Genomic DNA, 26,258 nt, shown 5'->3' on the forward strand with positions numbered 1-26,258 from the left:
TTTTAGGGGCGCGGGGAACCGCGCGACCAGCCACGGACCACCCGCAGCCGACACACGACATCCCCGGGCGGTACGCCTACGCCCGCTTGTAAACAGGGGGCCGTTTCTCGGCGAAGGCACGAGCCCCTTCCTTGGCATCGTCCGTGTCGAAGATCGGCCACCCCCGCTTCAACTCGGCGGCCAGCCCATCCGCTTCGGTCATCTCGGCCGTCTCGTACACGGACGCCTTCACCGCCTCCACGGCCAACGGCCCACACGCGTTGATCTGCTCGGCGATCTCCAAAGCCTTGGTCAGTGCAGTGCCATCGGGCACGACATGCCCGATCAGCCCGATCCCGGCGGCCTCGCGCGCGCTGTACGGCCGCCCGGTGAGCAGCATCTCCAACGCGTGAGTGCGCGGAATCTGCCGCTGGAGACGGACCGTGGAGCCGCCGATCGGAAAGAGCCCGCGCTTGACCTCGAAGAGGCCGAACATCGCGGATTCGCCCGCGACCCGGATGTCGGTGCCCTGGAGAATCTCCGTGCCACCCGCGACGCAGTACCCCTCGACCGCGGCGATCACCGGTTTGCGCGGCCGGTGGTGGCGAAGCATCGCCTTCCAGTGCAGATCGGGGTCGGCCTTGAGCCGGTCCCGGTACTGCTGCCCCTCCATGCCCTTGCCCGCCAGGGCCTTGAGGTCCATCCCGGCGCAGAAGGCACCGCCGGCTCCGGTGAGGACGATCGAGCGGACCTCGTCGTCCTCGTCGGCCTCGGCCCAGCCGTCATGGAGGCCGACGAGCATCGACAGCGAGAGCGCGTTCTTGGCCTCGGGCCTGTTGAGCGTGAGCACCAGGGTGGCGCCTTCGCGGCGCACGGTCAGGTGTTCCGTACCACCCATCGCTTCCTCCCGTCGGGCAGAGCGAGCACGGGTTCCGTCTCCGGAACGAGAACAGGTTGCAGGAGGCGCGGAGCCAGTACAAGGGTTTTCTGACACACAGTCAGATTTCTTCTGCGCGAACCCTTCACAGTCACGGCGCCCTTTGCTCTGATGACCGACGAACCAACGCGTACCGCACATCGGTTGGGCACGTCCGGGGTCAGGAGGAGCGCGGTGGAGTACAACCTTGCCGACCTGTTCGAGTCGGTCGTCGACGTGGTCCCCGACCGGGCGGCGCTCGCCTATCTCGACATCCCGGGTACGGGCGCGGAACACCGGCTCACGTACACGGAGCTGGACGCGGCGGCCAACCGTGTCGGGCATCATCTGCTCGACAGCGGGATCGAGCCCGGTGAGCACGTGGGGCTGCATCTCTACAACGGCATCGAGTACCTGCAGACCGCGCTCGGGTGCCTGAAGGCCCGGATCGTGCCGGTCAACGTCAACTACCGCTATGTGGAAGAGGAGTTGGTCTACCTCTACCGGGACGCGGATCTGGCCGGTCTGGTCTTCGACACGGAGTTCACGGCTCGGGTGGCGGCCGCGCTGCCGCGGACGGAGAAGCTGCGGCACCTGGTGCGGGTGGGGACCCCCGCACCGGACGCACCCCCGCTCGACGTGGTCGACTTCGCCGAGGCGGAGGCGTCCGCGTCCGCCGAGCGGGGCTTCCCGGCGCGCTCGGGCGACGACCAGTTCATCATCTACACCGGCGGCACGACGGGCATGCCCAAGGGCGTGATGTGGCGTCAGGAGGACCTGTTCTTCTCGGGGTTGGGCGGTGGCGCCCCCACCGGGGAGCCGGTGAAGTCGCCGGAGGAGCTGGCCGAGCGGGTCGCGGCCGGCGGTGACGGGATCACGTTCTTCCCCACGGCCCCGCTCATGCACGGGACGTCCACCCTCACCGCCTTCATCGGATTCAACTTCGGCCAACGGGTCGTCATCCACCGCAAGTTCGTGGCCGAGGAGGCCCTGCGGACGATCGAGAAGGAGAAGGTCACCAGTGTGTCGCTGGTCGGCGACGCGATGCTGCGGCCGCTCATCGACGCGCTCAACGGCCCGATGAGGGGCACGGACTGCTCGTCCCTGTTCAGCGTGTCGTCCTCCGGCGCGATCATGTCGGAGACGGTCCGGCGGCAGTTCCAGGCCCTGGTGCCGAACGCGATGCTGCTGAACAACTTCGGTTCGTCGGAGTCCGGCTTCAACGGCACGGCGACGGAGGACTCGGGCGCGGGCGACGGTTTCCGTATCCGCGTCCACTCCCGTACGCGGGTCGTGGACCCGGCGACGTACGAACCCGTGCCCGTCGGGGTGCCGGGCCGGGTGGCGCAGTGCGGCCATGTTCCGCTCGGCTACTACAACGATCCGAGGAAGACCGCCGAGACCTTCTTCGAGCGGGACGGCGAGCGCTGGGTGCTCCTCGGCGACATGGCGACCGTCGACGAGGAGGGCGTCGTCACCGTCCTCGGGCGGGGCTCGCAGTGCATCAACACCGGTGGCGAGAAGGTGTACCCGGAGGAGGTCGAGCAGGCCCTCAAGGCCCATCCCGACGTGTACGACGCGCTGGTCGCCGGGGTGCCGGACGCCCGCTGGGGCAACCATGTCGCCGCCGTGGTGCAGCTGCGCGCGGGCGCCGCCCAGCCGTCCCTGGAGGACATCCAGAGCCACTGCCGTACTCGCCTCGCCGGCTACAAGATCCCCCGCCAGCTGGTCCTCACGGACGCCATCCGGCGCTCCCCCAGCGGCAAGGCGGACTACCGCTGGGCGCGGTCGGTGGCGGTGGCCGACGCGTGAGCCGGCCCCGGAACCGCGTCAGCGGCCGCTGAGGAAGGCCGTCACCCGCTCGGCGAACCCCTTGGGGTCGTCGAGCCAGGGGAAGTGCCCGCCGCCGGGCTGGACCACGAACCGGGCGTCCGGGAAGAGGCCGGCCGCGCGGCGGGCGAGGTCGGGCGTCGGGCCGGTGTCGAGTTCGCCCGCGTACACGAGGACCGGGGCCGACAGTTCGGCGAGTGCGGCTCGGGTGGCGGGCGGGTCGTAGGCGCCCGCCGAGCCGTAGACGGCGGCCGCGTCGTCGTTGGTCTGCTGTTCCTCGGCGGCCGTGTGGGCGCGGGCGGTGGCGTCCCAGCGGCCGTAGAAGAAGGGCATCATGGCGTCGTCGAAGGGGCCTCGCCCGGTCCAGGCCGCCTCGAAGGCGGGATACGCGTCGGCGAACCACGATTCCCCCTCGCGCAGGCGGGCCGCGGTGAGGCGGTCGTCGACGGTCACCGGGAGTCCCACCGCCCAGGGGGTGGCGGTGATCAGTGCCAGGCGGGACACCTGCTGCGGGTACCGGGCCGCGTAGAGCGTGGCGAGGTTGCCGCCGGCCGAGTGGGCGAGCAGGTCCACGCGGTCCAGGCCCAGGTGGGCGCGGAGTGCCTCCACGTCGTCGACCTGCCGGTCGCACCGGTACGTCGCCGGATCGACGGGGATCGCGGAGTCGCCCGTGCCTCTGAGGTCCAGCAGGACCAGGCGCCGGTGGGCGGTGAGGCCGCCCAGGTCGCCCAGGTAGGCGGAGGCGCGCATGGCTCCGCCGGGGAGAACGATCAGCGGGTCGCCCTCGCCGCACAGGTGGTAGGCGAGTTCGGCTCCGTCGGGTGCGGTGAAGGTCGGCATGGCGTCGATCTTCGTGTCGGAGGAGGACCACCGCAATGGAGTTCAGCGGCGAAGGCGGGCCTCGGCGGCGAGGGCGGGGTGGCCTCTGCGGCGCGAGCGGGGTGGCTTCTGCGGGACGGGCTGGGTCAGGCCTCCGCGAAGCGGTCCCGCAGCTCCCGCTTGAGGATCTTCCCGCTCGCGTTGCGCGGCAGTTCGTCCACGAACAGGATCTTCTTCGGTGCCTTGAAGTGGGGGAGTCTCTCGCGGGCGTGGGCGATGAGTTCGTCCTCGGTCGTCTCTCCCCGACGTACGACGACCGCCGTGACGGCCTCGATCCAGTGGTCGTCGGGCAGGCCGATCACCGCGACCTCGGCGACGTGGTCGTGGGTGTAGAGGGCGTCCTCGACCTGGCGGGAGGCGATCAGGACGCCGCCGGAGTTGATGACGTCCTTCACGCGGTCGACGACGGTGAAGAACCCGTGGGCGTCTCGCACGGCGAGGTCACCGGAGTGGAACCAGCCGTCGCGGAACGCCTCGGCGGTCTCCTCCGGCTTCTCCCAGTAGCCCTCGCAGAGTTGTTGCGACTGGTAGACGATCTCGCCCGGGGTGCCGTCGGGCACCTCCTCGCCGTCCTCGTCGACGACCTTGGCCTCGACGAACATGACGGGGCGTCCACAGGAGTCCATGCGGCCCTTGTGCTCGTACGGGCCGAGGACCATGGACAGCGGACCGATCTCGCTCTGCCCGAAGCAGTTGTGGAAGGCGAGCTTGGGCAGCCGCTCCTTGAGCCGTTCGAGGACGGGCACCGGCATGATCGACGCCCCGTAGTAGGCCTTGCGCAGACCGCTGAGGTCACGGGTGGCGAAGTCGGGGCGGTTGGAGAGGGCGATCCACACCGTGGGCGGGGCGAAGAGGCTGTCGGCGCGGCCCTGCTCGACGAGGTCGAGGATCCGGTCGCCGTCGGGTGCGTCGAGGATCGTGTTCGTGGCACCGACCGCGAGGTACGGCACCAGGAAGACGTGCATCTGCGCGGAGTGGTACAGCGGCAGGGAGTGCACGGGCAGGTCCCCCGCCTGGAGGTCGAGGGCGGCGATCGCGCTGAGGTACTCGTGCACCAGCGCGCGGTGCGTCATCATCGCGCCCTTGGGGAGCGCGGTGGTGCCCGAGGTGTACAGGAGCTGGACGAGGTCCTCGGCGCGGGGCTCCTCGCCGTCGTACGGCTCGGTGTCGGCGAGGCGCGCGAGGAGCGAGTCGTCCGCGTCGCGCAGCGGCAGGGTGCGGGTGCCCTCGGGAAGGTTTCCGGCCAGGTCCGGGTCGGTGAGGACGAGCGTGCTGCCGGACTGGTCGAGGAGGTAGGAGAGGTCGTCGCCGGTGAGGTTCTGGTTGACCGGGACGTGCACCAGGCCGGCGCGGGCGGCGGCCAGGAAGGCGATGAGGTAGGCGTCCGAGTTGTGGCCGTAGGCGGCGACCCGGTCGCCGGGCCGGAGTCCGGTGTCACGCAGGGCGCGGGCCGCGCGGGAGACCGCGTCGTCCAGCTCGGCATAGGTCCAGGACCGTTCGCCGTAGTGGATCGCGACGCGGGCGGGGATGCGCCGGGCGCTGCGTCGCAACGTCCCGTCGACCGTCACACTGCGGCCAGCCGTCATGATTCCCGCTCCTTCGTCCGTGTTTCCGACGCGATCCTCGTTCCGTCGCGCGAGCGAGGTCAAGCGCACCACCCCCGTGGCCGGAATCCGGCACACATGGCGTGAAGTGGCTCAACGTCGACCCCTGGGGCGCGAGTCAACAAGAGCGAAGATCCATCACACGTATGGACTACGCACCGATGGATTGACACGCTCAACCGTCCCTTCCCTCAATGATGTTGGGAGGCTCCATGCGCACCCGCCTGAGACAGCTCGTGGTCTCGGCCGTCGCCCTGTTCACCGCCTCGGCCGTACTGCCCTCGGCCACCGCCGCCGACGAGCGAGCCGGTGGGCACCACCCGTCCCATGGTGGTCTGTCCGCCGTGATCCGCTACACCGAGTACGGCGTTCCGCACATCGTCGCGAAGGACTACGCGAACCTCGGCTTCGGCACCGGCTGGGCGCAGGCCGCCGACCAGGTGTGTGTGCTCGCCGACGGCTTCGTGACCGTGAAGGGGGAGCGCTCCCGCCACTTCGGGCCCGACGCCGCCCCCGACTTCTCACTCTCCTCCGCCTCCAGGAACCTCACCAGTGACCTGTACTTCCAGGGTGTCCGGGACGAGGGCACCGTGCGGCGGTTGCTGGACCAACCCGAACCCCTGGGACCGAGCCGCGCGGTCAAGGACCTGATGCGGGGCTGGGCGGCCGGCTACAACGCCTGGCTGAAGAAGAACCGGATCACCGACCCCGCCTGCCAGGGCGCCGCCTGGGTACGGCCGGTCACCACGCTCGACGTGTTCTCCCGGGCGTACGCCCTGGCCGTACTCGGCGGCGAGGGGCGGCTCGTGGACACGATCACCACCGCGCAGCCGCCCACCTCCGGCGCCACGGACACGGCCCCCGCCACCCCGGACGCCAGGACCGCCGCCCGAGCCGCGAGCGAGCTGTTCGACGCCACGAACGCGGACATGGGCTCGAACGCCGTCGCCTTCAGCGGTGACACCACGGCGAACGGCCGCGGTCTGCTGCTGGGCAACCCCCACTATCCGTGGGCCGGCGGGCGCCGCTTCTGGCAGGCGCAGCAGACGATCCCCGGTGAGCTGAACGTCTCCGGCGGGTCGCTGCTCGGCTCGCCGATCACCCAGATCGGGTTCAACGCGAAGGTCGCGTGGAGCCACACCGTGGCGACCGGCGTCCCCATGAACATCCATCAGCTGACACTGGACCCGGCCGACCCGACGACGTATCTGGTGGACGGCAAGCCGGAGCGGATGACGAAGCGGACCGTGACCGTCGCCGTGAAGGACGGCTCCCCGGTCACCCGCGCCCAGTGGTGGACGCGGTACGGCCCGGTGGTCACCTCGCTCGGCGCCGACCTTCCGCTGCCGTGGACGGCCGGGACCGCTTACGCCCTCAACGATCCCAACGCGGCGAACATCCGCTTCACCGACACCTCGCTGGGCTTCGCCAGGGCGGGCGGCACGGCGGACGTCCTCACGTCCCTCGCCCGGCACCAGGGCCTGCCCTGGGTGAACACCGTCGCCGCGGACTCCGCGGGGCACACCCTGTTCACCCAGTCGCAGACGCTCCCCCGGATCACCGACGAACTGGCGGCGCGCTGCTCGACCCCGCTGGGCAGGGCCACGTATCCGTCGGCGGGTGTCGCGATCCTCGACGGCTCCCGCTCCGACTGCGCGCTCGGCAGCGACGCCGACGCCGTGCACCCGGGGATATTCGGGCCCGCGAAGATGCCGACGCTCAAGGACGCGCCGTACGCGGAGAACTCCAACGACAGCGCGTGGCTGGCCAACGCGGACCGGCCGCTGACCGGGTACGAGCGGGTCTTCGGCAACGTGGGCACCCAGCGTTCGATGCGGACGCGCGGCGCGGTCGAGGACGTGGCGGCGATGGCCGACCAGGGCGGCCTCACCGTACGGGACCTCCAGCGGCAGCAGTTCGCGAACCGGGTGCCCGCGGCCGATCTCACCGTCGACGACGTGGCCGAGGCATGTGCCGCGCTGCCGGGTGGTACGGCGACGGGCAGTGACGGCAAGGTCGTCGACGTCGCCGAGGCGTGCGGCGTGTTCAAGGCGTGGGACCGGACCACGGACACCGACAGCCGGGGCGCGCTGCTCTTCGACCGGTTCTGGCGGCGGCTCAACGCGGTCGTGCCGCGCGGGCAGTTGTGGAAGGTGCCCTTCTCGGCGGCCGACCCGGTCAACACCCCGCACACGCTCAACACCACCGCGCCCGGATTCGCCACGGCCCTCGCCGACACGGTGACGGAACTGCGGACGGCCGGCACGGCCCTGGGCGCGAAGCTCGGCGACCACCAGTTCGTCGTCCGGAACGGTCAGCGCATCCCCGTGCCCGGAGGTACGGAATCGCTCGGCGTGTGGAACAAGATCGAGTCGCCCTGGCGCCCGGCGGAGGGTGGCTATCCGGAGGTCTCGTCGGGTTCCAGCCACATTCAGGCGGTCGGCTGGGACGGCGGCCGCTGCCCGGTGGCCCGCACGCTGCTGACGTACTCGCAGTCCTCCAACCCGAATTCACCCCACTACCGGGACCAGACGCGGCTGTTCTCGGCGGAGAAGTGGGTGACGTCCCGTTTCTGCGAGAAGGACATCCTGTCCTCGCCGAAGCTGAAGGTGGTCCGTGTGAGCCAATGAGCCAATGAGCCAAGGGATATGGTGCCGCCCCCGTTCAGGGCGGCACCATGCCCTTGGCATATAACCGTTCCTCATGAGGAGGCCGCCCGGTGGCGCAGGACTCGTTACGTCCGGAGACGGATTCGACCACCATGATCGACACGACGGTGCCGCACTCGGCCCGTATCTGGAACTACTGGCTGGGCGGCAAGGACAACTACCCGGTCGACCACGCGGCGGGCGACGCCTTCCGCGCGGTGTTCCCCGGCATCACCGACCTCGCCCGCGACTCCCGGGCCTTCCTCGGTCGCGCGGTCACCTTCCTCGCCGGTGAGGCGGGGATACGCCAGTTCCTCGACATCGGCACCGGCCTGCCGACGGCGGACAACACGCACGAGATCGCCCAGCGGGTCGCCCCGGACGCGCGGGTCGTCTACGTGGACAACGACCCGCTGGTCCTGACCCACGCGCGGGCGCTCCTCACCAGCACCCCCGAGGGGGCGACCGACTACATCGACTCCGATCTGCACGACCCGGAGACCGTGTTGCGGGAGGCCGCCAAGACCCTCGACCTCTCCCAGCCGGTCGGGCTGACCTTCATGCAGGTCAGCGGTCACATCGCCGACTACGACGAAGCGCGCGCCATCGTCGGCGCCCTGATGGCCGCGCTGCCGTCGGGGAGTTACTTCGCGTTCAACGACAGCGTGGACACCAACGAGGCGAACGCCGAGGCCACCCGCGGCTACAACGAGAGCGGCGCGGTCCCCTACTACCTGCGCAGCCCTGCCGAACTCGCCGGTTTCTTCGCCGGTTTGGAGCTGCTGGAGCCGGGGGTCGTGCCACTGAACGACTGGCGTCCCGGCCCTTCGACCCCCGAAGGCGGCGAGGTGATCGCGTTGGGCGGGGTCGCGCGCAAGCCGTGAGACCCGCGCCGTCCTCGGTGGCGGGGCGATGGAGTCCTCAGACGGTCTTCTCCCGGCCTTCCCAGTACGGCTCCCGCAGCCGCCGTTTGTAGAGCTTGCCGTTGGGATCGCGGGGCATCGCCTCGGTGAAGTCGACGCTCTTCGGACGCTTGTACCCGGCGAGTTGGCGGGCGCAGTGGGCGAGGATCTCCTCGGCCAGGACGGGCCCCTCGGTGAATCCGGGGGCGGGCTCGACCACGGCCTTGACCTCCTCGCCCCAGTCGTCGTGCGGGATGCCGAAGGCGGCGGCGTCCGCGACGGCGGGGTGGGTGAGGAGGGCCGCCTCGATCTCGGCGGGGTAGATGTTGACGCCGCCGGAGATGATGAGGTCGATCTTGCGGTCGCGGAGGAAGAGATAGCCGTCCTCGTCGATGAGGCCGAGGTCGCCGACGGTGAAGAAGTCGCCGATGCGGTTCTTCCGCGTCTTGCCCTCGTCCTTGTGGTACGAGAAGCCACCGGTGCTCATCTTCATGTAGACGGTGCCGAGTTCGCCGGGTGGCAGCCGGTTGCCGTCGTCGTCGAAGACCGCGAGTTCGCTGATGGGCCAGGCCTTGCCGACCGTGCCGGGCTTCTTCAGCCAGTCCTCGGCGGTGGCGAAGGCGCCGCCGCCCTCACTGGCCGCGTAGTACTCCTCGACGCACCCGCCCCACCACTCGATCATGGCCCGCTTCACATGGTCCGGGCAGGGCGCGGCCCCGTGGATGGCGTGCCGCATGGACGACACGTCGTAGCGGGCGCGCACCTCCTGGGGAAGGGCGAGGAGCCGGTGGAACTGGGTGGGCACCATGTGGGTGTGCGTGCAGCGGTGGGCGTCGATGACGCGGAGCATCTCCTGCGGCGTCCACTTGTCCATGAGGACGAGCCGGTGCCCGATGTGCAGGGACGCTCCGGCGAACTGCAGGACGGCCGTGTGGTAGAGCGGCGAGCAGACCAGATGCACGTTGTCGTCGAACGGCCTGATGCCGAAGATGCCGAGGAAGCCGCCCAGATAGGACTCCTCGGGGAGCTTTCCGGGCAGCGGGCGGCGGATGCCCCGGGGGCGTCCGGTGGTGCCCGAGGTGTAGTTCATGACCCAGCCGAGGGTGCGGTCGTCGGGCGCCGACTCGGGCTGTCCGTCGAGGAGTTCGGCATACGGACGGAAGCCCTCGACCGTGCCGACCGCGTACCGGTGGCTCACGGGCAGCTCGGCGTCGTCGGCGGCGTGCCGCGCGGCGTCGGCGAACCGTGCGTGGGCGATGAGCACCTTGGCGCCGGAGTCGGAGACGATCCAGGCGATCTCGGGGCCCACGAGATGGTGGTTGACGGGGACGAGGTAGAAGCCGGCCTGGGTGGCGGCCAGGTAGGCGGTGAGGAACTCGACGCTGTTGGGCAGGACGACCGCGAAGGCGTCGCCGCGTTCGAGTCCGGCCGCACGCAGTCCGTGCACCAGCCGGTTGGCCTCGGCGTGCAGGCGTCCGGCGGTCCACTCCTCGCCGTCGGGGGCGATGAGCACCGTACGGTCGGGGTCGGCGGTGGCCTGGGCCCAGAAACCCTGGGGGGCTTGGCCTCGGGGGGCTTGGCTCACTGTCCCTCGCTCCTTCCGGCGATCCGGTTGACGCGGTCCACGGCCTCCTCGAAGCCGCGGGTGAGGTCGTCGAAGACGGCCTGGACGCTGCGTTCGCTGTTCATCCGGCCGACAATCTGCCCGACCGGGGTGCCGAGCAGCGGATCCACCTCGTGCTTCTGGATGCGGGACACCGCCTCGGCGACGAGCAGGCCCTGGAGGGGCATGGGAAGGGTGCCGGGTCCGGAGGGGTCGTCCCAGGCGTCGGTCCATTCGGTACGGAGCTGGCGTGCGGGTTTGCCGGTGAGGGCGCGGGAGCGGACGGTGTCGCCGGAACCGGCCGCGAGCAGCTTCTCAATCAGCCGGGGTGAGGGCAGTTCGGCCTCGGTGGTGGTCAGCCACAGGGAACCGAGCCAGACACCCTGGGCGCCGAGCGCGAGGGCGGCGGCCACCTGCTGTCCGCTGCCGATGCCGCCGGCGGCGAGGACCGGCAACGGGTCGACGGCGTCCACGACTTCGGGGGTCAGCACCATGGAGGCGATCTCGCCGGTGTGGCCACCGGCCTCGTAGCCCTGGGCGACGACGATGTCGATACCGGCGTCGGCGTGCTTGCGGGCGTGGCGGGCGCTGCCGGCGAGCGCGGCGACGAGTACGTCCTGTTCGTGGGCGCGGTCGATGACGTCGGCGGGCGGGGAGCCGAGCGCGTTGGCGAGCAGCTTGATCGGGTACTCGAAGGCGACGTCGAGCTGGTTGCGTGCGACCTGCTCCATCCAGCCGGTGATGCGCCAGCCGGAGATCTCCCCCTCGGCGAGTTCGGGCACGCCGTACTTGGCGAGGGTGTCCTGGACGAACTGCCGGTGCGCGTCGGGGATCATCGCCTCGACGTCGGCCTCCGTGACCCCTTCGACCTTCTTGGCCGGCATGACGACGTCCAGGCCATAGGGCATGCCGTCGACGTGGGCCTCGATCCAGTCGAGGTCGCGCTTGAGGTCGTCGGGGGCCGTGTAGCGGACCGCGCCGAGCACCCCGAAGCCGCCGGCCCGGCTGATGGCCGCGGCGACGGCGGGGAACGGCGTGAAGCCGAACACGGCGTGCTGGACTCCGAGTTTGTTGCTCAGCTCCGTCTGCATGGTGCGCAGGATGCCGTAGTCCTCGGGACGAGGGAAGAGGTTTTCTGATGCTCCGTCAGATTTGGCGGGAGAGCGCCCTGCTGATCGCGGGCAACCAGCAGGGCGCTTCCCCCGGGAACGGTCCCCCTCGCCGCTCCTGAGAGGATTTCAGCGGAGGCCGCATTGTTCGGCAGGGGTGTTCCGGTGACCGGACAAGGGCGGCACCCGCCTACGACAGCCCACCCGTCTCGTACTCCTCCAAAACCGCCATCGCCGCGTTGTGCCCGGGGACTCCGCTCACTCCGCCGCCGCGCACGGCGCCCGCGCCGCACAGCAGGACGTTGGCGTGGCGGGTCTCGACGCCCCAGCGGCCGACGCCTTCCTGGACGTAGGGCCAGGCGAGGTCCCGGTGGAAGATGCTGCCGCCGGGGAGACCGAGGTCGCGTTCCAGGTCGAGGGGGGTCCTGGCCTCGATGCAGGGGCGGCCGTCGGCGTCGGTGGCCAGGCAGTCGGCGAGAGGCTCGGCGAGGTGGGCGTCCAGCTGGGCGAGGGTCGACTTGAGGAGGTCCTCACGCACGGCGTCATTGTCGGCCTCGAACAGCCTTGCGGGTGTGTGCAGGCCGAACAGGGTGAGTGTCTGGTAGCCCTGCTCGACGAGGTCCGGGCCGAGGATGGTCGGGTCGGTGAGGGAGTGGCAGTAGATCTCGGAGGGCGGGGCCTCGGGCAGTGCGCCGGAGGCGGCCTGTCGGTAGGCGGCCGCCAGTTGGCCGTATCCCTCGGCGATGTGGAAGGTGCCGGAGAAGGCCTCGCGCGGGTCGACGGACTCGTCGCGCAGTCTCGGGAGCCTCTTGAGCAACATGTTCACCTTGAGCTGGGCACCCTCGGCGGGGGCGGGCGGTTCGTCGCCGGTCAGCGCGGCCAGCTCCTGCGGGGAGGCGTTCACCAGGACGTGCCGTGCGGCGACGGTGCCCTCCGTGTCGGCCGTCCGGTAGGTGATCTCGGCGGACCGTCCGTCCGTCGCGATCCGCCGCGCCTCGTGCCCCGTGGCGATCACGGCACCCGCCTCCCGCGCGGCCGCGGCCATCGCGTCCGTGAGGGCGCCCATGCCGCCGACGGGCACGTCCCAGGCGCCCGTGCCGCCGCCGATCACGTGGTAGAGGAAGCAGCGGTTCTGGCGGAGGAAGGGGTCGTGGGCCTCCGCGAAGGTGCCGATGAGCGCGTCCGTGAGGACGACACCGCGGACGAGGTCGTCGGTGAAGGTCGCTTCGACGGCCGCCCCGATCGGCTCCTCGAAGAGGACCCGCCACGCCTCCTCGTCGTCGACGCGCCGACGCAGGTCGTCCCGGGTGGGCAGCGGTTCGGTGAGCGTCGGGAACACCCGTTCGGCGACGCGGCCCGTCATCCCGTAGAAGCGCTGCCAGGCCTCGTACTCCCGGCCCGAACCCGTCAGTCGCGCGAACGCCTCGCGGGTGCGGCGCTCGCCGCCGCCGACGAGCAGGCCCGTGGGGTGACCGTCGCGTTCGACGGGGGTGTACGAGGAGATGGTGCGGCCGCGGACGCGGAAGTCGAGGTTCAGGTCCCGCACGATCTTCCGGGGCAGCAGGCTGACCAGGTAGGAGTAGCGCGACAGCCGGGCGTCGATCCCGGCGAAGGGCCGCGTGGACACGGCGGCGCCGCCGGTGTGGTCCAGCCGTTCCAGCACGAGCACGGAACGCCCGGCGCGAGCGAGGTAGGCGGCGGCGACCAGGCCGTTGTGGCCGCCGCCGACGATCACGGCATCGTACGAGTCGTGCGGCCGGGGCCCGCTCGGGCGTCCGGGCTGTGCTGCGTGTGCGGGGGTGGCAGGCATGGCTCTTCGTAACACGCGATGATCGGGGTCGGCCAGGGGTGCGGGTCAGGTGGCCGAACCGGCCGGACCGCCGACGGAGCAGGCGCACCCGGGGCGACGCGGGCCGCTGGTTTCCCACGTCGTCGCCCAGCACCTGACAGTGCTGACCGGGTCATGCCAATCCATTCCCTTCACTTGAAGGCGGGTCGAGAGCCATGCGAAGGCCCTCCCTCCACGACGGCCCACCGGCCCCAGTGAGGCGCCCTCGGCTCAGCGCCCACCGGTCGCCCGCCGCTGCCGTGATGCCGCCACGCGCCGGTACAGCTCCACCGCTTCCTGGCCTCGGCCGAGTTGTTCCAGGCAGTGGGCCTCGTCGTTGCGGCTGGCCAGGGCGTCGGGGTGGTCCGGGCCCAGGACGCGTTCGCGGGCGTCGGCGACGAGGCGGTACTCGGTGAGGGCGTCGGCCCAGCGGCCGAGCCAGCCGAGGCCGACGGCGACCTCGCGGCGGCTGACGAGGGTGTCGGGGTGGTCCGGGCCGAGGACACGCTCGCGCAGGGCGCACACGTCGCGGGACTCGACGAGGGCCTCCTCCCAGCGGCCGAGACGGCCGAGATTGACGCCGAGGCCGTGGCGGGCACGGAGGGTCTCGGTGTGGGCGGGGCCGTGGACGCGGATGCGGTCGTCGACCAGGGCGCGGTACAGGGTCAGCGCATCGGTGCTGCGGCCGAGTCGGCCGAGGCTGATCCCGACCTCGTGGCGGGCGGCGAGGGTGTCGGGGTGGTCGGGGCCGAGGGCCTGGGCGCGGGCCTCCGCGACCTCCCCGTAGGTCTGCAACGCCTCGGGCCACCGGCCCAACTGGCCAAGGGCGTAGGCGACTTCGTACCGGGTGACGAGGGTGTCGGGGTGCTGGGCGCCGAGCACCCGGGTTCGGGCGGCGGCGACCTCGCTCGCCATGCGGTACGAGTCCTCCAGCCGGCCGAGCCTGCTGAGGTTGAAGGCGAGATTGTGGCGGCAGCGCAGGGTGTCCGGATGGTCCGGCCCGGCGATGCGTTCCCGCGCGGCGAGGACGGACGTGTAGGCCTGGTGGGCTTCGAAGTGTCGGCCCAACTGGCCCAGTACGTAAGCCATTTCCTGCCGGGCGGCGAGTGTGTCTGGGTGCTCGGGGCCCAGGGCGTGCTCACGGGCGCGGGCGACGTGGGCGAACTCGCGCAGCGCGTCGGCGGGGCGGCCGGTGCGGCTGAGGGTGAAGCCGACCTCGTAGCGGCTGGACAGGGTGTCCGGGTGGTCGGGACCGAGGGCGTGCTCACGTTCGACGGCGACCGCGCGGTGCACCTCGCCGGCCTCCGTCCAGCGGCCGAGGCGGCCCAGGCTCAGGCCGGCGTTGTGCCGACCGGCCAGGGTGGTCATCAACTCCGGTGACGGGGTGGGCCGTTCGGAGCGTACGGGGCGCTCGACGCGGCCCGTGGCGGGGCGGGCGATCCACTCTCCGGTGAGCCCGGCGGAGGCGTCCGGCGGGGTGAGGCTCAGTCCGGTCCCGGTGGCCTTGTGGCCGGTGGTCATGCCACGGGTCCAGGAGGGCAGCCGGGATTCTCGCGACGGCGGCTGCCCGGGGCGTGTCCGGGACCGGGGCGCGCCGGGAGCGGCTTCGGGTGCGACGGGGGGAATCGAGACGGCGGTCGGCACATGGGCGCGGGCGGCCACGCCGGCCGTCGCCGCCCGCCCTTCGCTGACCCTGCGGCCCAACTCGCGGGCGTCGTACGGTCGTTCGTCGGGTTCCTTGGCCAGCAGGTCCAGGATGATCCGGTCGAGGTACTCGGGCACTTCGTCACGGTGGGTGCGCGGGGGCGTCGGGGCGGTGTCGCGGTGGCCCAGGAGGACCCCCCAGGCGTCGTCGAGGTCGAACGGCGGTACCCCGGTGACGATCTCGTAGAGCACACAGCCGAACGAGTAGAGGTCGCTGCGCCGGTCCACCTGGTCGCCGCTGATCTGTTCCGGCGACATGTAGTGCGGGGTACCCATGGCGATGCCGGTGCCGGTGAGCCGGGAGGTGAAGGTGACGTCGCGGCCGAGGCGCGCTATGCCGAAGTCGCAGATCTTCACGGTGCCGTCGGTGAGCAGCATGATGTTCGCGGGCTTCAGGTCACGGTGCACGATGCCCTGTTGATGGGTGTAGGCGAGGGCGGCGGCCACCTGGTCGGCGATCTCGACGACCGCGGGGAGGGCCAGCGGATGGTGTTTGTTGTCCTCCAGCAGCTGGCTGAGGTTGCGGCCCTCCAACAACTCCATGACGAGGAACAGCACCCCGTCGGACTCGCCGAAGTCGTGGACGACGGTCACCCCGCGGTGCTGGAGGCCGGCCGCGACGCGCGCCTCGCGCCGGAAGCGTTCCCGCAGGACACGGGTGAAGGACTGGTCGGGCTGGGTGGTGACGGGCTTGAGACACTTGACCGCGACCTGCCGTCCCAACGACTCGTCTCTGGCGCGCCAGACCTCGCCCATCCCCCCGCGCCCGATCAGATCGATCAGCCGGTACCGGCCCTGGATCAGCCTGGTGTCCGCCATCGCCAACGATCGCCCCCGTCCGTACGGACCCGCCTCGCCCTCCCCTGGCCCGTCCAGTATGGCGACCTATCTGCCGACTTTGTACGGTGCCGGGCGGGAGCCGGGGCCGAGCCGTGACATGGCGCGGAGGATGTGTTTGGGCGGGAGTTGCCAGCGCAGACGTGCGGGAACACAGCGCAGCAGGGTGCCGGTGAGCCGTAGGCGGCGGGTGACCACGGCCGGTGCGGGGCCCGGTCTGCCGTACAGCTCGTGGGCGTACGGCGGCAGAGAGGCGTACGCCAGGTTCGCCGCGCGCCGCCACAGTGCTTCACGTGCCGGTACGAGCAACGGGTGGGTGGGCGGCCGGCGCAGGAAGTCGTCGACGTCCTGTGCCTCGGGTCCGGCGGCCAGTTCGGGCCGCACCGTCTCGAAGTAGGCCGCCAGCTCCGCCCGGTTCCCGGGTACCTCGGCCGGGTCGAGGCCCACCAGACGGGCGCTGACGCGGTGTTCGCCGACGTACCGGTCGGCGGCGGCCTCGGTGAGGGGGTAGCCGGAGCCGCGCAGGATGCGGAGATAGGAGTCGATCTCGGCGCAGTGCACCCACAGCAACAGGCCGGGTTCGTCGACGCCGTACCGCTCCCCCGTGTCCGGGTCGGTCGCCGACAGCAGGCTGTGGATCCTCCGGACGCGGGCGCCCGCCTTCTCGGCGGCCTCCGTGGTGCCGTACGTCGTCGTGCCGACGAAGTTCGCCGTCCGTATCAGCCGGCCCCACGCGTCCTTGCGGAAGTCGGAGTTCTGCATGACGCCGCGCACCGCGCGCGGGTGCAGGGCCTGGAGGTACAGGGCCCTGATCCCGGCGATCCACATCACGGGGTCACCATGGGCCTGCCACGTCACGGAGGCCGGTCCGAACAGTCCGGGGTCGCCTGTGAGGGGGTCGCTGGGGGCATCCACGCAGCCAGTGTGACCGGGCTCGTCTGTCGGCATCAAGCCACGTTCGTGGCCCGCACTGATCCCCACCGGCTTCAGCGGCGAGCGAGAACCACCCTGTTTCGGATGTCCCGCAACAAGGCGTCAGGGCCCCTTGGCAGCTCGAGGTCGCGAAACCGATCCGAGCACCAACGGGCCCTGTTGCCGCTACGTCGAGCGCCCTGCTACATGTTGATCATGTGACCTGAGAGGCCGTGAACGGCTTCCTTGACCGCTTCGCCCAGGGTGGGGTGGGCATGGACGTTGCGGGCGACCTCGTGGACCGTGAGGTCCCACTGCTGGGCCAGGGTCAGTTCGGGGAGCAGTTCGGTGACGTCCGGGCCGATGAGGTGGCCGCCGAGAAGTTCGCCGTACTCGGCGTCACTGATCAGCTTCACGAAGCCGCTCGGGTCGCCCAGACCGTGGGCCTTGGCGTTCGCGGTGAAGGGGAACTTGGCGACCTGGACGTCGTATCCCTTCTCCCTCGCCTGCTCCTCGGTGTAGCCGAAGCTGGCGATCTGGGGCTGGCAGTAGGTGGCGCGCGGGATCATCGCGTAGTCCAGTTCCATGGTCTCGGCGTCCGCGAGTGTCTCGGCGGCGATCACACCCATCGCCTCGGCGGCGTGCGCGAGCATCAGCTTCGCGGTGACGTCCCCGATGGCGTAGATGTGCGGGACCGAGGTGCGGCAGCGGCCGTCGACGTCGATCGCGCCGCGCTCGGTGACGCGCACGCCGGTGTTCTCCAGGCCGTAGCCGGTGACGTTCGGCGCGAAGCCGATGGCCTGCAGGACCTTGTCGGCCTCCAGGACCTGCTGGGTGCCGTCCCTGCCGGTGACCGTGACGCGGACCTGCGGACCGGACTCGTCGATCGACTCGACGCGGGTCGAGGTCAGGACGTCGATACCCAACTTCCGGTACTGCTTGGCCAGTTCGGCGGAGACCTCGGCGTCTTCCAACGGGGCGACGCGATCCAGGAACTCGACGACTGTGACCTTCACGCCGTAGTTGTTCAGGACATAGGCGAACTCGATGCCGATGGCCCCGGCGCCGGCGATCACGATCGACCGGGGGAGGTCCTCGGCGAGGATCTGCTCCTCGTACGTCACCACCCGGGAGGTGCGGCGGGTGCCGGGCAGCAGCTTGGGGGTCGCGCCGGTGGCGATGACGCAGTGGTCGAAGCCGATGGTGCGGGTGTTGCCCTCGTAGTCGGCCACCTGGAGCGTGTGCGGGTCGAGGAACGAGCCGCGACCGCTGATTTCCGTGATCTTGTTCTTCTTCATCAGGTAGTGGACGCCCTTGACCCGGCCGTCCGCGACCTTCCGGCTGCGGCGGAAGGCCTCCCCGTAGTCGAAGGAGACCTCACCCTCGACCTTGATACCGAAGGTCTTCGCCTCACGCGTGAAGATGTGCGCGAGCTCGGCGTTGCGCAGCAGGGCCTTGGTGGGGATGCAGCCGACGTTCAGACAGACGCCGCCCCAGTACTTCTCTTCGACCACCGCGACGCTCTTGCCCAGTTGGGCGGCCCTGATGGCGGCGACGTAGCCGCCGGGGCCCGCGCCTAGTACGACGACGTCGAAGCGTTCACCCTGCTCGTCCATGGACGGCTTCCTTTCCGCTGGGGCCGGCTCCCCCGAGGGGCCGGCTCGCTCCCGATCGAACAACCTTCGCACCTACTCGACAGCGGCGTCGGCCACCGCCCGCCGCGGGGGAACCGCTGGAGGACGAGGAAGGCGGCCACACGGCCCACCGCCTCGCCGGCGCTCCCCCGGACGTTCGCTTCAGCGCCCCGGCGCCGTGATCTATGCCCGCGCAGCCATCATCGACGGCGGGCCGACACCCCGTCGACTTCGTGCACTCCGGCCTCGGCGGCACCGAGCCCGAGGGTGTCGAGGACGAAGGGGCGACCGGGCCGTGGGCACCTTGCGCGCCGACGTCGCCCCAAAGACATGCTCATGCCGCTGATCACCAACGCGGACGTCGCCGCCGGGGTCCGGGATGCGCCCCACTCGGTCACCCCCCTCCCACTTCCCCTCCAACTGCATACACACATGAGATCAGGTGAGCCATCAACACAATAAATTCGCGCTTCCCCCATTACTGAAGTACCAAAAGTGCGCACACTCTTGCATGGCACAGGCCATCGACGACGGGTCACGCAGCGATGGTCGGCGGATTACGGATCCGTGGAGGAGCACCATGATCGAAGTGAGCCGCACGCTTGTCGTGAACGACGGCGACGGCCCGGTCCTGACCGTGGACGACGTCTGGGAGGGCCTGGTGGACAAGGCCCAGAACCCCCTGCCGTACGTCGCCAGCATCAGCGAATACACCGTGACCGAGCGGTTCGACGGCGGTCTGGTGCGCGACATCGTGCACGTCGGCCGGTGCGCGAGCTCGTCACGTTCTACCCCAAGCAACGCGTGCACTTCGTGCGTACGCACGGCACGGCCCGGGGCACGATCGACAACGAGATCGGCCTCGGTGACACCGGCCGGCCGGAGCTGACCTTCACCTTCCGCATCGTGGTGGACGGCGTCGAGCCGGGCGGCCCGGTGGAGAAGGTTTTCGCCGAGCGCATGGAGGCGGACTACCTGGACGCGGTGCGCACGACACTCAAGGCCGTGCGGGACCGCGTCGCCGTCGCCTCCGACACAGCGGAATAGGGGGCCGGCCATGGCCGGTGATTTCGCCGGCAGAGTCTTCGCCCTGGTCGACACCACCGACGCGGCGGGCTTCACCGACTGTTCGCGCTCCAGGGGCGCCTGCGGTTCGCCAACAACGAGCCGATGACGGGGCCCGACGCCATCGAGGCCGGGGTGAAGGGGTCCTATCACCACCATCGAGGGCCTGGACCACACGGTGCTGCACGAGTGGGCCGACGGAGCCGACACGATCGTCGAACTGTCCGTCGACTACCGCTTGCCGCCGAGCACGGGCTCGACGCGGCGGGCGACCTCGGGGGCGAGGCGGGCGCCGCCGACCTGGAGCAGCCGTAGAGCGGGTGGTGCGGTGTGACGGCCTTCGGCGACGGCGGAGATCGACGCTCCTCGTAGATCTCCAGGGCGCCGGCACGCTGTGTACGGCGACTCCCCCATGGCCTCGGCGAGCGCGACCGCGTCCTCCATGGCCATCTTGGTGCCGGAGCTTTCCGTCGTGTTCACAGCCACGCGGGCAGCTTGGGTACGGGTCCGCCGCGGGCGGGGTACAGGGGGCCGGGTACGGGGCGCCCCGTCGCGTAGGCGGCCAGGCTCGGGATGTCGCCGGCCACCACGACCTGGTCCGCGGTGCCGGGCACGCCCAAGAGCCAGTTCCGGCCACCGTCCTCGGCCCGCAGTTCGACAGGCGGAAAGTCCGTACAAGCCCGGAAGGCGGCAGCCACGTCGTCGATGAGTGCCGCGCACACCTCACGCGGAACGTCGTCGAAGGTGGTGCCGGTGTTCAGGTCGACGGTGTGTACCCACACCTCCCGCACCCGCATCCACGGAACCTCCGAGGCGAGTACTTCGCGTCCCCGTGCCGTCCGCACGGTCGCGCCCCAGCACTCGTCCGGCAGGGTGGCCAGTTCCGCGGCCAGTCGTCCGTCGGCCGTGAGGAGGTCGGAGCGCAGCGCTCCGGTCGGTTGGCGGGCGCCGTCCTCGATCTCGTTCGCGCGCTGGTCGGCGCCGGCGTACATGGGCGTCTCGACCCCCGTACGGGACCAGGTCAGCAGGTTGACCAGCGCGTCGGCGTTGCGGGCCATGTGGGCGACGACGTGGGCCCGGCTCCAGCCCGACAGGTATGAGGGCCTGGCGAGGCCAGGGTCGGTCACCCAGTGCACGGCGGCCTCGAAGACGGCCGTACCCTTGGCGACCCACTCCAGCATCGCCTCCGGCTGGGCACTCACCGCCGCTCCCGGCGACAGATGTTGCTGCACTCGCCGATCCCCTCGATCCGGGTGACCAGGACCGAGCCGTCCGCCAGATAGCGGGCGGGCTTGCGGGCATGGCCGACCCCGCCCGGGGTGCCGGTGGCGATCACGTCGCCGGGGGCGAGCGTGACGATCTCGGACAGGTACGCGACGAGCGTGGCCGGGTCGAAGACGAGGTCACCGGTGTCGGCTTTCTGGACCGTGTCGCCGTCGACCTCGCAGGTCAGGTCCAGACTCCCCGTGGCCACCGCGGGGTCGTCGGCGGTCACCAGCCACGGCCCGACGGGTGTCGTCGCCTCGAAGGTCTTGCCCTGGTGCCACTGGGGCGTGCGGAACTGCCAGTCCCGGGCGGTCACGTCGTTGAGCACCGTGTACCCGGCGATCGCGGCACGCGCCTCGTCGGGGTCGGCGTGCCGGACCTCGGCCCCGATGACGACGGCGAGTTCGGCCTCCCAGTCCATCTGCGTGGAGGAGGCGGGCAGGATCACGTCGTCGTACGCGCCGACCAGTGCCCGCCGGTACTTGGAGAACAGCGTGGGGTACTCGGGCAGTTCCCGGCCCATCTCCAGGATGTGGTTGCGGTAGTTGAGGCCGACGCAGATGACCTTCTCCGGGGCGAGAACCAGTGGGGCGTAGTCCAGGCCGATGAGCGGGTACGTCTCGCCGTCGGCGGCCACGGCACGCGCGGACCAGTCGGGGTGGCGCAGGAGGACCGCCAGGTCGCTCTCGCCGAGGTCCACCGCCTTGTCCTTGTCGACGCGGACGGCGCGGGTGGTGCCGTTGACCCGGATGGTGGCGAGCTTCACTTCTGTTCTCCTCGGGAGGTACGGGCGAGGCCCAGGGCCTCGTAGACGGGTTCGTCGCTGAACCGGAACAGGTCGACCTGGGTGCGGGCGGTCAGCGTGACCTCGCACCAGGACGGGACGACGAACAGGTCGCCCTTGGTGATGTCGTAGACCTTGTCGCCGACCTCGGCGACCGCCTCGCCGTCGAAGACCTGCCAGACCGCCGAGCCGACCGAACGCACGGAGGCGGTCCGCGTGCCGGCGCGCAGTCGGCGCATCTCGGTCCGGATCGTGACCAGGGCGTCCCTGCCGGTGGTGGGGTTGGAGAAGCGGACTCCGGCGTGTCCCGGCTCGATCGCCCCGGCCACCCCCTCGGACTCCAGCTCCAGCTGTGCGGTGAGCGCGGCGTCCGTGTGTTCCCAGCGGTAGGCGGCCAGTGGGGAGTTGGGGCGGGTGGGCTGCCCGATCGGGCGCAGTCCCGGGTGGCCCCACAGCCGTTCGCCGCGCGAACGGCTAGGCGTGGCCCGGGTGGACAGCTCGTCGGGGCCGAACTCGAAGAAGCAGGCGTCCAGTTGGGAGACGAGCGGGATGTCGAGGCCGTCGATCCAGGTCATCGGCTCGTCGGTGACGTTGTGGTGTTCGTGGAAGGCCCAGCTCGGCGTCAGCAGCAGATCACCGCGGCGCATCGCCACCGCGTCCCCGTCCACGTTGGTCCACACACCCTCACCGTCGACGACGAACCGGAAGGCGCCCTGGCTGTGCCGGTGCGACGGAGCGGCCTCGCGCGGACCCAGGTACTGGATCGCGGTCCACAGCGTCGGTGTGGCGTACGGCAGCCCCGGCAGGCCCGGGTTCGACAGCGCCATCGCCCGGCGCTCTCCGCCTCGGCCCACGGGCACCAGTTGTCCGGAGCGCTCCGCGATCGGCAGCAGCTCCGCCCACCGCCACAGGTGTGGCACCGCGGCCGGCTGCGGCGTCATCGGCATGAGGTCCTCGCGCTGGGTCCACAGCGGTATCAGGCCCGCGTCCTCGAAGTCTGCATACAGCTCGTCGAGCTGCTTCTGCTCGATCTCAGCTCTAGCTGGGTCTGTCACGGCAACCTCCAGATCGCACACCCATCATTCCGCCCAAAGTGTGTACAGTTCGGCGTTGATGGAGACGTTACGCCGGGATTTCCAGGACAGGAATCCTCGAAGGCTAGGATTCTTCTATGCAGAATCCGTCGTATCCGGTGAGCGCTGCCGGCAACGCCCTGCGCGCCGTGCGCCTGCTGCACGAGCGGGACGAACTGCGCGTGATCGACGTCGCCGCGCAGCTGGATGTCGCACGCTCGACCGCCCACCGGATCCTGGCGATGCTCGTCTTCCACGGCTTCGCGGAACAGGACCGCCACAAGGTCTACCGGCCCGGACCGGCCCTGCGGGCGATCAGGGGAACTCACGCCGCCCCGCCACCCGACCTGATCACCCGTGCCCACCGTCACCTGATACAGCTGGCGGCCACGGTCCGCGAAACCACGCACCTGATGGTCCTGGAGGGCAACGGAGCCCGGTTTCTCGACGGTGTGGAAGGCCCCCAGGCTCTGCGCGTCAGCCACCGGACCGGCACGCTCCTGCCGGCCCACGTGACCTCCGGCGGCAAAGCCCTGCTCGCCGAACTTCCACTGGACCGGCTCAGGGCCCTCTACCCCAACGGGCTCCCGGGCGACGGAGCGAAAGCGCCCGGAGACTTCGCACGCCTGGCCGCCGAGCTGACGGCCGTCCGGCGCACCGGCTACGCGTACAACCTCCAGGAGAGCGAGCGTGGTGTGAACGCCGTCGGCGCCTGTGTCCGCGACCGGACGGGCACCGCCGTCGCCGCTGTCGCCGTGGCGGCACCGACCTCCCGCTGTCCTCGCGCCCGGCTCGCGGAGCTGGCGCAGCCCCTGCTCGCGGTGGCCCAGGAAATCGGCCGCGGCCTGTGACCGTCGGTGGCCCGCACCGAGGAGCACCACACCGAACCCCGGGGGCGCGGGGCAAGGCAGCCTGCGACCCCGGGGTTCGGTGCGCGAGAGGTGAACCGTCAGCCCGCCATCCGGGCGAGTGCCTTCTTCAGGTCGTCGACGGTGTCCAGGACGACGTGCTCGTCGGCGATCGACGGCATAGGCGGACGCTCCAGGGCGGTTTCGCGGTCCTGGAGCGTCGGCGGCACAGCGTCGGCTCGGCGCGCCTTGCGGGTGGTGCGGCTCAGCGGCCGGCGGGGGCGGGGTCCGCGTGGGCGGTGCGCAGGGCGGAGAAGAAGGTGTCGGCCGGCTGGGCGCCGGAGAGACCGTAGGCCCGGTTGATGACGAAGAACGGCACGCCGGTTGCGCCCATACGCCGCGCCTCGTCGATGTCCGCCCGCACCGCGTCCGCGTACGCGTCGCTGTTCAGCGTCCGCCGGCTCTCGTCCTCGGGAACGCCCACCTCGACGCCGAGCCGCACCAGGGTGTCGGGGTCGTCGACGATCTCGCCCTCGCACAGGTGGGCGCGCAGCAGCCGCTCGTGCATCTGGTCGCCCAGTCCGTGGGCGGCGGCCAGATGGCTCAGGCGGTGGGCGTCGATCGTGTTGACCGAGACGGACCGCTCCAGGTCGTACCTCAGCCCCTCGGCGGCGGCGAGTTCGGTGACCTGCCCGGTCATCGCGCGCACCTGGGCGAGCGGGGCTCCCACCTTCTTCGCCAGCGTCTCGAAGACGGGCCGGCGGTGGCCCTTGGGGTGGGAGGGGTCGAGCTGGAAGCTGTGCCAGTGCACTTCCACCTCGTCGGCGTGCTCGAACCGGCCCAGTGCCGTCTCCAGGCGTCGCTTGCCGATGTAGCACCACGGGCAGACGACGTCGGACCAGATGTCGATGCGCAGCGAGCTCACAGGACACACACCCCGTCCGCGCAGACGGGCGCGCTGTCCGAGCCGAGGTCCCCGAGGAGCGGGGCGGTGCCCGCCCCCGGAGGGTCCTCGACCATCGTGTCCGGTCCGCCGGGAGTGGGCTCCACGCCCGGCCCTGTGCCGTCACGGAGGGAGAAATCAGACATGATCATTCCAATCGTCGCATCGCGGTGCGTCACGCTGAACGGCCGGTACGCGCACGTCGTCGGCCGACACGAAGGTCTTCCGCCCCTCTCGCGGCATGCACCCGGTCCCGGTGGATGACCAGGCCGAGCGCCATGGGCATCAGGCAGCGGCGTTCAGCGCGGCCGCCTTGCCCTTGCTCGTCGCGTCGTCGTGGGCCTTGACCTTGGATGCCTCGGCGAGCGGGATCAGCTCGGCCATGGCCGGGTTGGAGTGCGCCAGGGTGAGCTCGGGAACGATGAAGTCGACGTCCAGGCCCAGCATGTCGCCGAGGACCGCCCCCAGATAGTTCTGCACGTATTCGTAGCCCTCGCGCGGGGTCCCGGGAGCGTAGGAGCCGCCGCGACTGGCGACGACGTACGCGGGGATGCCCTTGGTCGGTGAGTTTTCGACGGCCGCGTTGCGGCCCACGAGGATCACCTGGTCGAGCCACGCCTTCAGCGTGGAGGGAACCGCGAAGTTGTACATCGGGGCGCCGATCAGGACGGCGTCCGCGTTCTCCAGCTCCTCGATCAGCTTCAGCCGCTCGGCGAAGGCCGCCGCCTGCTCGGGGGTGCGGTCGGCGGGGGCGGCGTAGCCGGCGGACGCGGCGAGGCCGTCCAGGTGCGGCACCGGGTGGGCGTCGAGGTCCCGGTAGATCACGGTGCCGTCGGGATGCTGCTCCTCCCAGGCCTTGCGGAAGGCGGCCGTGACCGCGCGGGAGGCGGACGCGGCCTCGGGCCAGAGGGACGAGTCCAGGTGCAGCAGCGTTGCCATGAGAGATCTCCAAAAGGGCGAATCGCGCGGTCTGCGACAGGGAAGAGTTGCGTGTCATTCCGTTCGTACCTATTGATAGCACAGGTGCTTACTTTTTTTCAGTCACGAGGGTGGGCGCAGTACACTGACGTCATGGCGGCATCAGGCTCAGATCCCTGCAAGACGGTCGACGGCACCATCACACGCGTCTTCGCGCTGCTCGGTAAGCGCTGGAGCGGCCCCATCATGTCCGTGCTGATGGACCGCCCCATGGGATTCGCCGACCTCCGCCGCGCCATCCCGGGCATCAGCGAGCGCATGCTCTCGGACCGCCTGACCGAGTTGGGCGCGGCGACTCTTGTCGTGCGCGAGGTGGACGAGGGCCCTCCGCTGCGCGTCTCGTACCGGCTCACGGATGCGGGCGCGGCACTCGAACCCGCCCTGCAGGAACTCGCCGCCTGGGCGGAGAAGCACCTGCCGGCGGCTGCGATCGGCCTGGAGCCGTGCTCCGCCGCAGCCGCAGCCGCAGCCGCTGCCGCACGCGCGAAGTAGAGAAGCGGCCTCGCGGACCCGAGGGAAACCCTCGCCGCCGCTCCGGAGTCCTGCCCGACGAACTCGTCTCCGGCATCCGCGCGGGGGCCGTCGGAGACGCCGTCATTTCGCCCGGTCCGACCCGCAAGCTCATCGACGCCTTCAACAGCCGCCTGCCGCTGCCACACGCCCGCACAGCAACGGCAGCCGGCCCGCCTCAGCAACCGCGAACGCGCAGTACTCACCGCCATCGCGACCGGCTGGAGCAACACCGAGATCGCCGCACGCCTCTCCCTCGCCGAGTCCACCGTCAAGTCACGCGTGAGCAGCATCCTCACCAAGATCGGGGTCCCGGACCGGGTCCAGGCCGTGATCTTCGCCTACGACGCCGGCCTCGTCCGGTCTGCCTGAGCACGGCCGGAGGACTTCGTGACGGGCTCGGACG

The 26,258-nt window shown here is 70.8% G+C and carries 22 protein-coding genes and 2 pseudogenes; 7 read left to right on the forward strand and 17 right to left on the reverse strand.

Annotation, left to right across the window (positions count from 1 at the left end; translation table 11 throughout):
- Positions 1-76 precede the first annotated feature (76 nt).
- A complete protein-coding gene (locus OG272_RS02390; protein ID WP_327731709.1) occupies positions 77-877 on the reverse strand; it encodes a crotonase/enoyl-CoA hydratase family protein in 801 nt (266 codons plus the stop codon).
- A gap of 213 nt (positions 878-1,090) precedes the next feature.
- Between OG272_RS02390 and OG272_RS02395 the strand changes: the two genes are divergently transcribed.
- Positions 1,091-2,707, forward strand: a complete 1,617-nt coding sequence (locus tag OG272_RS02395; protein ID WP_405892360.1) for an acyl-CoA synthetase — start codon at positions 1,091-1,093, stop codon at positions 2,705-2,707.
- An 18-nt stretch (positions 2,708-2,725) separates the two neighbouring features.
- Here the strand turns inward: OG272_RS02395 and OG272_RS02400 are convergent, their stop codons facing one another.
- Positions 2,726-3,565: an alpha/beta hydrolase gene (locus OG272_RS02400; RefSeq protein ID WP_328222240.1), complete on the reverse strand. Its 840-nt coding sequence runs from the start codon at positions 3,563-3,565 to the stop codon at positions 2,726-2,728.
- A gap of 125 nt (positions 3,566-3,690) precedes the next feature.
- The gene (locus OG272_RS02405; protein WP_327731706.1) at positions 3,691-5,190 is read right to left on the reverse strand and encodes an acyl-CoA synthetase; all 1,500 of its coding nucleotides are present in this window, start codon (positions 5,188-5,190) and stop codon (positions 3,691-3,693) included.
- A gap of 230 nt (positions 5,191-5,420) precedes the next feature.
- On the opposite strand from OG272_RS02405, the gene OG272_RS02410 reads away from it, so the two are divergent.
- Both OG272_RS02410 and OG272_RS02415 read left to right on the forward strand, forming a co-directional pair.
- Positions 5,421-7,838, forward strand: coding sequence for a penicillin acylase family protein (locus OG272_RS02410; protein ID WP_327731705.1), 2,418 nt, complete (start codon positions 5,421-5,423; stop codon positions 7,836-7,838).
- Positions 7,839-7,927: 89 nt separating this feature from the next.
- Positions 7,928-8,740, forward strand: a complete 813-nt coding sequence (locus OG272_RS02415; protein WP_405892362.1) for an SAM-dependent methyltransferase — start codon at positions 7,928-7,930, stop codon at positions 8,738-8,740.
- A 37-nt stretch (positions 8,741-8,777) separates the two neighbouring features.
- Here the strand turns inward: OG272_RS02415 and OG272_RS02420 are convergent, their stop codons facing one another.
- The 6 genes from OG272_RS02420 to lpdA all read right to left on the reverse strand — a co-directional run bounded on the left by OG272_RS02420 (position 8,778) and on the right by lpdA (position 18,367).
- Positions 8,778-10,343 carry an acyl-CoA synthetase gene (locus OG272_RS02420; RefSeq protein ID WP_327731703.1) on the reverse strand — a complete coding sequence of 522 codons (1,566 nt, stop codon included), beginning with the start codon at positions 10,341-10,343 and terminating at the stop codon, positions 8,778-8,780.
- A complete protein-coding gene (locus OG272_RS02425; RefSeq protein WP_327731702.1) occupies positions 10,340-11,452 on the reverse strand; it encodes a nitronate monooxygenase family protein in 1,113 nt (370 codons plus the stop codon). The genes OG272_RS02420 and OG272_RS02425 overlap by 4 nt, the downstream gene beginning before the upstream one ends.
- A 208-nt stretch (positions 11,453-11,660) precedes the next feature.
- Positions 11,661-13,280 (reverse strand): phytoene desaturase family protein, encoded by a 1,620-nt coding sequence (locus tag OG272_RS02430; protein WP_405892363.1) that lies wholly within the window; start codon positions 13,278-13,280, stop codon positions 11,661-11,663.
- A 249-nt stretch (positions 13,281-13,529) separates the two neighbouring features.
- Positions 13,530-15,821, reverse strand: coding sequence for a serine/threonine-protein kinase (locus OG272_RS02435; RefSeq protein WP_327731699.1), 2,292 nt, complete (start codon positions 15,819-15,821; stop codon positions 13,530-13,532).
- Between the two features lie 66 nt (positions 15,822-15,887).
- Entirely contained in the window at positions 15,888-16,754 is an 867-nt protein-coding gene (locus OG272_RS02440) for an oxygenase MpaB family protein (protein WP_327731698.1), read from the reverse strand.
- 200 nt (positions 16,755-16,954) lie between these two features.
- Entirely contained in the window at positions 16,955-18,367 is a 1,413-nt protein-coding gene (gene lpdA / locus OG272_RS02445) for a dihydrolipoyl dehydrogenase (protein ID WP_405892365.1), read from the reverse strand.
- A 598-nt stretch (positions 18,368-18,965) separates the two neighbouring features.
- Between lpdA and OG272_RS02450 the strand changes: the two are divergent.
- Positions 18,966-19,432: pseudogene (locus OG272_RS02450) on the forward strand (SRPBCC family protein).
- A gap of 249 nt (positions 19,433-19,681) precedes the next feature.
- Here OG272_RS02450 and OG272_RS02455 read toward each other — a convergent pair.
- Genes OG272_RS02455 through OG272_RS02470 form a run of 4 tightly spaced genes read right to left on the reverse strand, consistent with a single transcriptional unit; the run spans position 19,682 to position 22,555 of the window.
- Positions 19,682-19,936, reverse strand: a complete 255-nt coding sequence (locus tag OG272_RS02455) for a hypothetical protein (protein ID WP_327731695.1) — start codon at positions 19,934-19,936, stop codon at positions 19,682-19,684.
- Positions 19,927-20,652, reverse strand: a complete 726-nt coding sequence (locus OG272_RS02460) for a maleylpyruvate isomerase family mycothiol-dependent enzyme (protein ID WP_327731694.1) — start codon at positions 20,650-20,652, stop codon at positions 19,927-19,929. Before OG272_RS02460 ends, OG272_RS02455 begins: the two co-directional genes overlap by 10 nt.
- Positions 20,649-21,482: a fumarylacetoacetate hydrolase family protein gene (locus OG272_RS02465; RefSeq protein ID WP_327731692.1), complete on the reverse strand. Its 834-nt coding sequence runs from the start codon at positions 21,480-21,482 to the stop codon at positions 20,649-20,651. Before OG272_RS02465 ends, OG272_RS02460 begins: the two co-directional genes overlap by 4 nt.
- The gene (locus tag OG272_RS02470; protein ID WP_405892368.1) at positions 21,479-22,555 is read right to left on the reverse strand and encodes a cupin domain-containing protein; all 1,077 of its coding nucleotides are present in this window, start codon (positions 22,553-22,555) and stop codon (positions 21,479-21,481) included. The genes OG272_RS02465 and OG272_RS02470 overlap by 4 nt, the downstream gene beginning before the upstream one ends.
- 116 nt (positions 22,556-22,671) lie before the next feature.
- On the opposite strand from OG272_RS02470, the gene OG272_RS02475 reads away from it, so the two are divergent.
- A complete protein-coding gene (locus tag OG272_RS02475; RefSeq protein ID WP_326585197.1) occupies positions 22,672-23,424 on the forward strand; it encodes an IclR family transcriptional regulator in 753 nt (250 codons plus the stop codon).
- 98 nt (positions 23,425-23,522) lie between these two features.
- Here the strand turns inward: OG272_RS02475 and OG272_RS02480 are convergent, their stop codons facing one another.
- From OG272_RS02480 to OG272_RS02495, 4 genes are all read right to left on the reverse strand, one after another.
- A complete protein-coding gene (locus OG272_RS02480; RefSeq protein WP_326585196.1) occupies positions 23,523-23,651 on the reverse strand; it encodes a hypothetical protein in 129 nt (42 codons plus the stop codon).
- Between the two features lie 35 nt (positions 23,652-23,686).
- On the reverse strand, positions 23,687-24,346 hold the full coding sequence (locus OG272_RS02485; RefSeq protein ID WP_327731690.1) for a DsbA family oxidoreductase: 660 nt from the start codon (positions 24,344-24,346) through the stop codon (positions 23,687-23,689).
- Complete coding sequence (locus OG272_RS02490; protein ID WP_405892370.1) at positions 24,343-24,510, reverse strand: hypothetical protein; 168 nt, start codon at positions 24,508-24,510, stop codon at positions 24,343-24,345. Before OG272_RS02490 ends, OG272_RS02485 begins: the two co-directional genes overlap by 4 nt.
- A gap of 139 nt (positions 24,511-24,649) precedes the next feature.
- Positions 24,650-25,303, reverse strand: coding sequence for an NAD(P)H-dependent oxidoreductase (locus OG272_RS02495; RefSeq protein ID WP_326585193.1), 654 nt, complete (start codon positions 25,301-25,303; stop codon positions 24,650-24,652).
- 132 nt (positions 25,304-25,435) lie between these two features.
- Here OG272_RS02495 and OG272_RS02500 point away from each other — a divergent pair, with 132 nt between their 5' ends.
- Positions 25,436-25,834, forward strand: coding sequence for a helix-turn-helix domain-containing protein (locus OG272_RS02500; protein WP_327731687.1), 399 nt, complete (start codon positions 25,436-25,438; stop codon positions 25,832-25,834).
- 50 nt (positions 25,835-25,884) lie between these two features.
- Positions 25,885-26,224, forward strand: a pseudogene (locus OG272_RS02505) (response regulator transcription factor); the annotation flags it as partial.
- Between the last annotated feature and the right edge of the window lie 34 nt (positions 26,225-26,258).

It is taken from the genome of Streptomyces sp. NBC_00104, from assembly GCF_045160825.1.
Lineage (GTDB): Bacteria > Actinomycetota > Actinomycetes > Streptomycetales > Streptomycetaceae > Streptomyces.

Bases quoted from the DNA above. Each gene is read 5' to 3' on its own strand.
- OG272_RS02390 (WP_327731709.1), bottom strand. From the start codon at position 877: ATGGGTGGTACGGAACACCTGACCGTGCGCCGCGAAGGCGCCACCCTG.
- OG272_RS02400 (WP_328222240.1), bottom strand. From the start codon at position 3,565: ATGCCGACCTTCACCGCACCCGACGGAGCCGAACTCGCCTACCACCTG.
- OG272_RS02405 (WP_327731706.1), bottom strand. From the start codon at position 5,190: ATGACGGCTGGCCGCAGTGTGACGGTCGACGGGACGTTGCGACGCAGC.
- OG272_RS02410 (WP_327731705.1), top strand. From the start codon at position 5,421: ATGCGCACCCGCCTGAGACAGCTCGTGGTCTCGGCCGTCGCCCTGTTC.
- OG272_RS02425 (WP_327731702.1), bottom strand. From the start codon at position 11,452: ATGCAGACGGAGCTGAGCAACAAACTCGGAGTCCAGCACGCCGTGTTC.
- OG272_RS02430 (WP_405892363.1), bottom strand. From the start codon at position 13,280: ATGCCTGCCACCCCCGCACACGCAGCACAGCCCGGACGCCCGAGCGGG.
- OG272_RS02435 (WP_327731699.1), bottom strand. From the start codon at position 15,821: ATGGCGGACACCAGGCTGATCCAGGGCCGGTACCGGCTGATCGATCTG.
- lpdA (WP_405892365.1), bottom strand. From the start codon at position 18,367: ATGGACGAGCAGGGTGAACGCTTCGACGTCGTCGTACTAGGCGCGGGC.
- OG272_RS02475 (WP_326585197.1), top strand. From the start codon at position 22,672: ATGCAGAATCCGTCGTATCCGGTGAGCGCTGCCGGCAACGCCCTGCGC.
- OG272_RS02490 (WP_405892370.1), bottom strand. From the start codon at position 24,510: ATGTCTGATTTCTCCCTCCGTGACGGCACAGGGCCGGGCGTGGAGCCC.
- OG272_RS02495 (WP_326585193.1), bottom strand. From the start codon at position 25,303: ATGGCAACGCTGCTGCACCTGGACTCGTCCCTCTGGCCCGAGGCCGCG.
- OG272_RS02500 (WP_327731687.1), top strand. From the start codon at position 25,436: ATGGCGGCATCAGGCTCAGATCCCTGCAAGACGGTCGACGGCACCATC.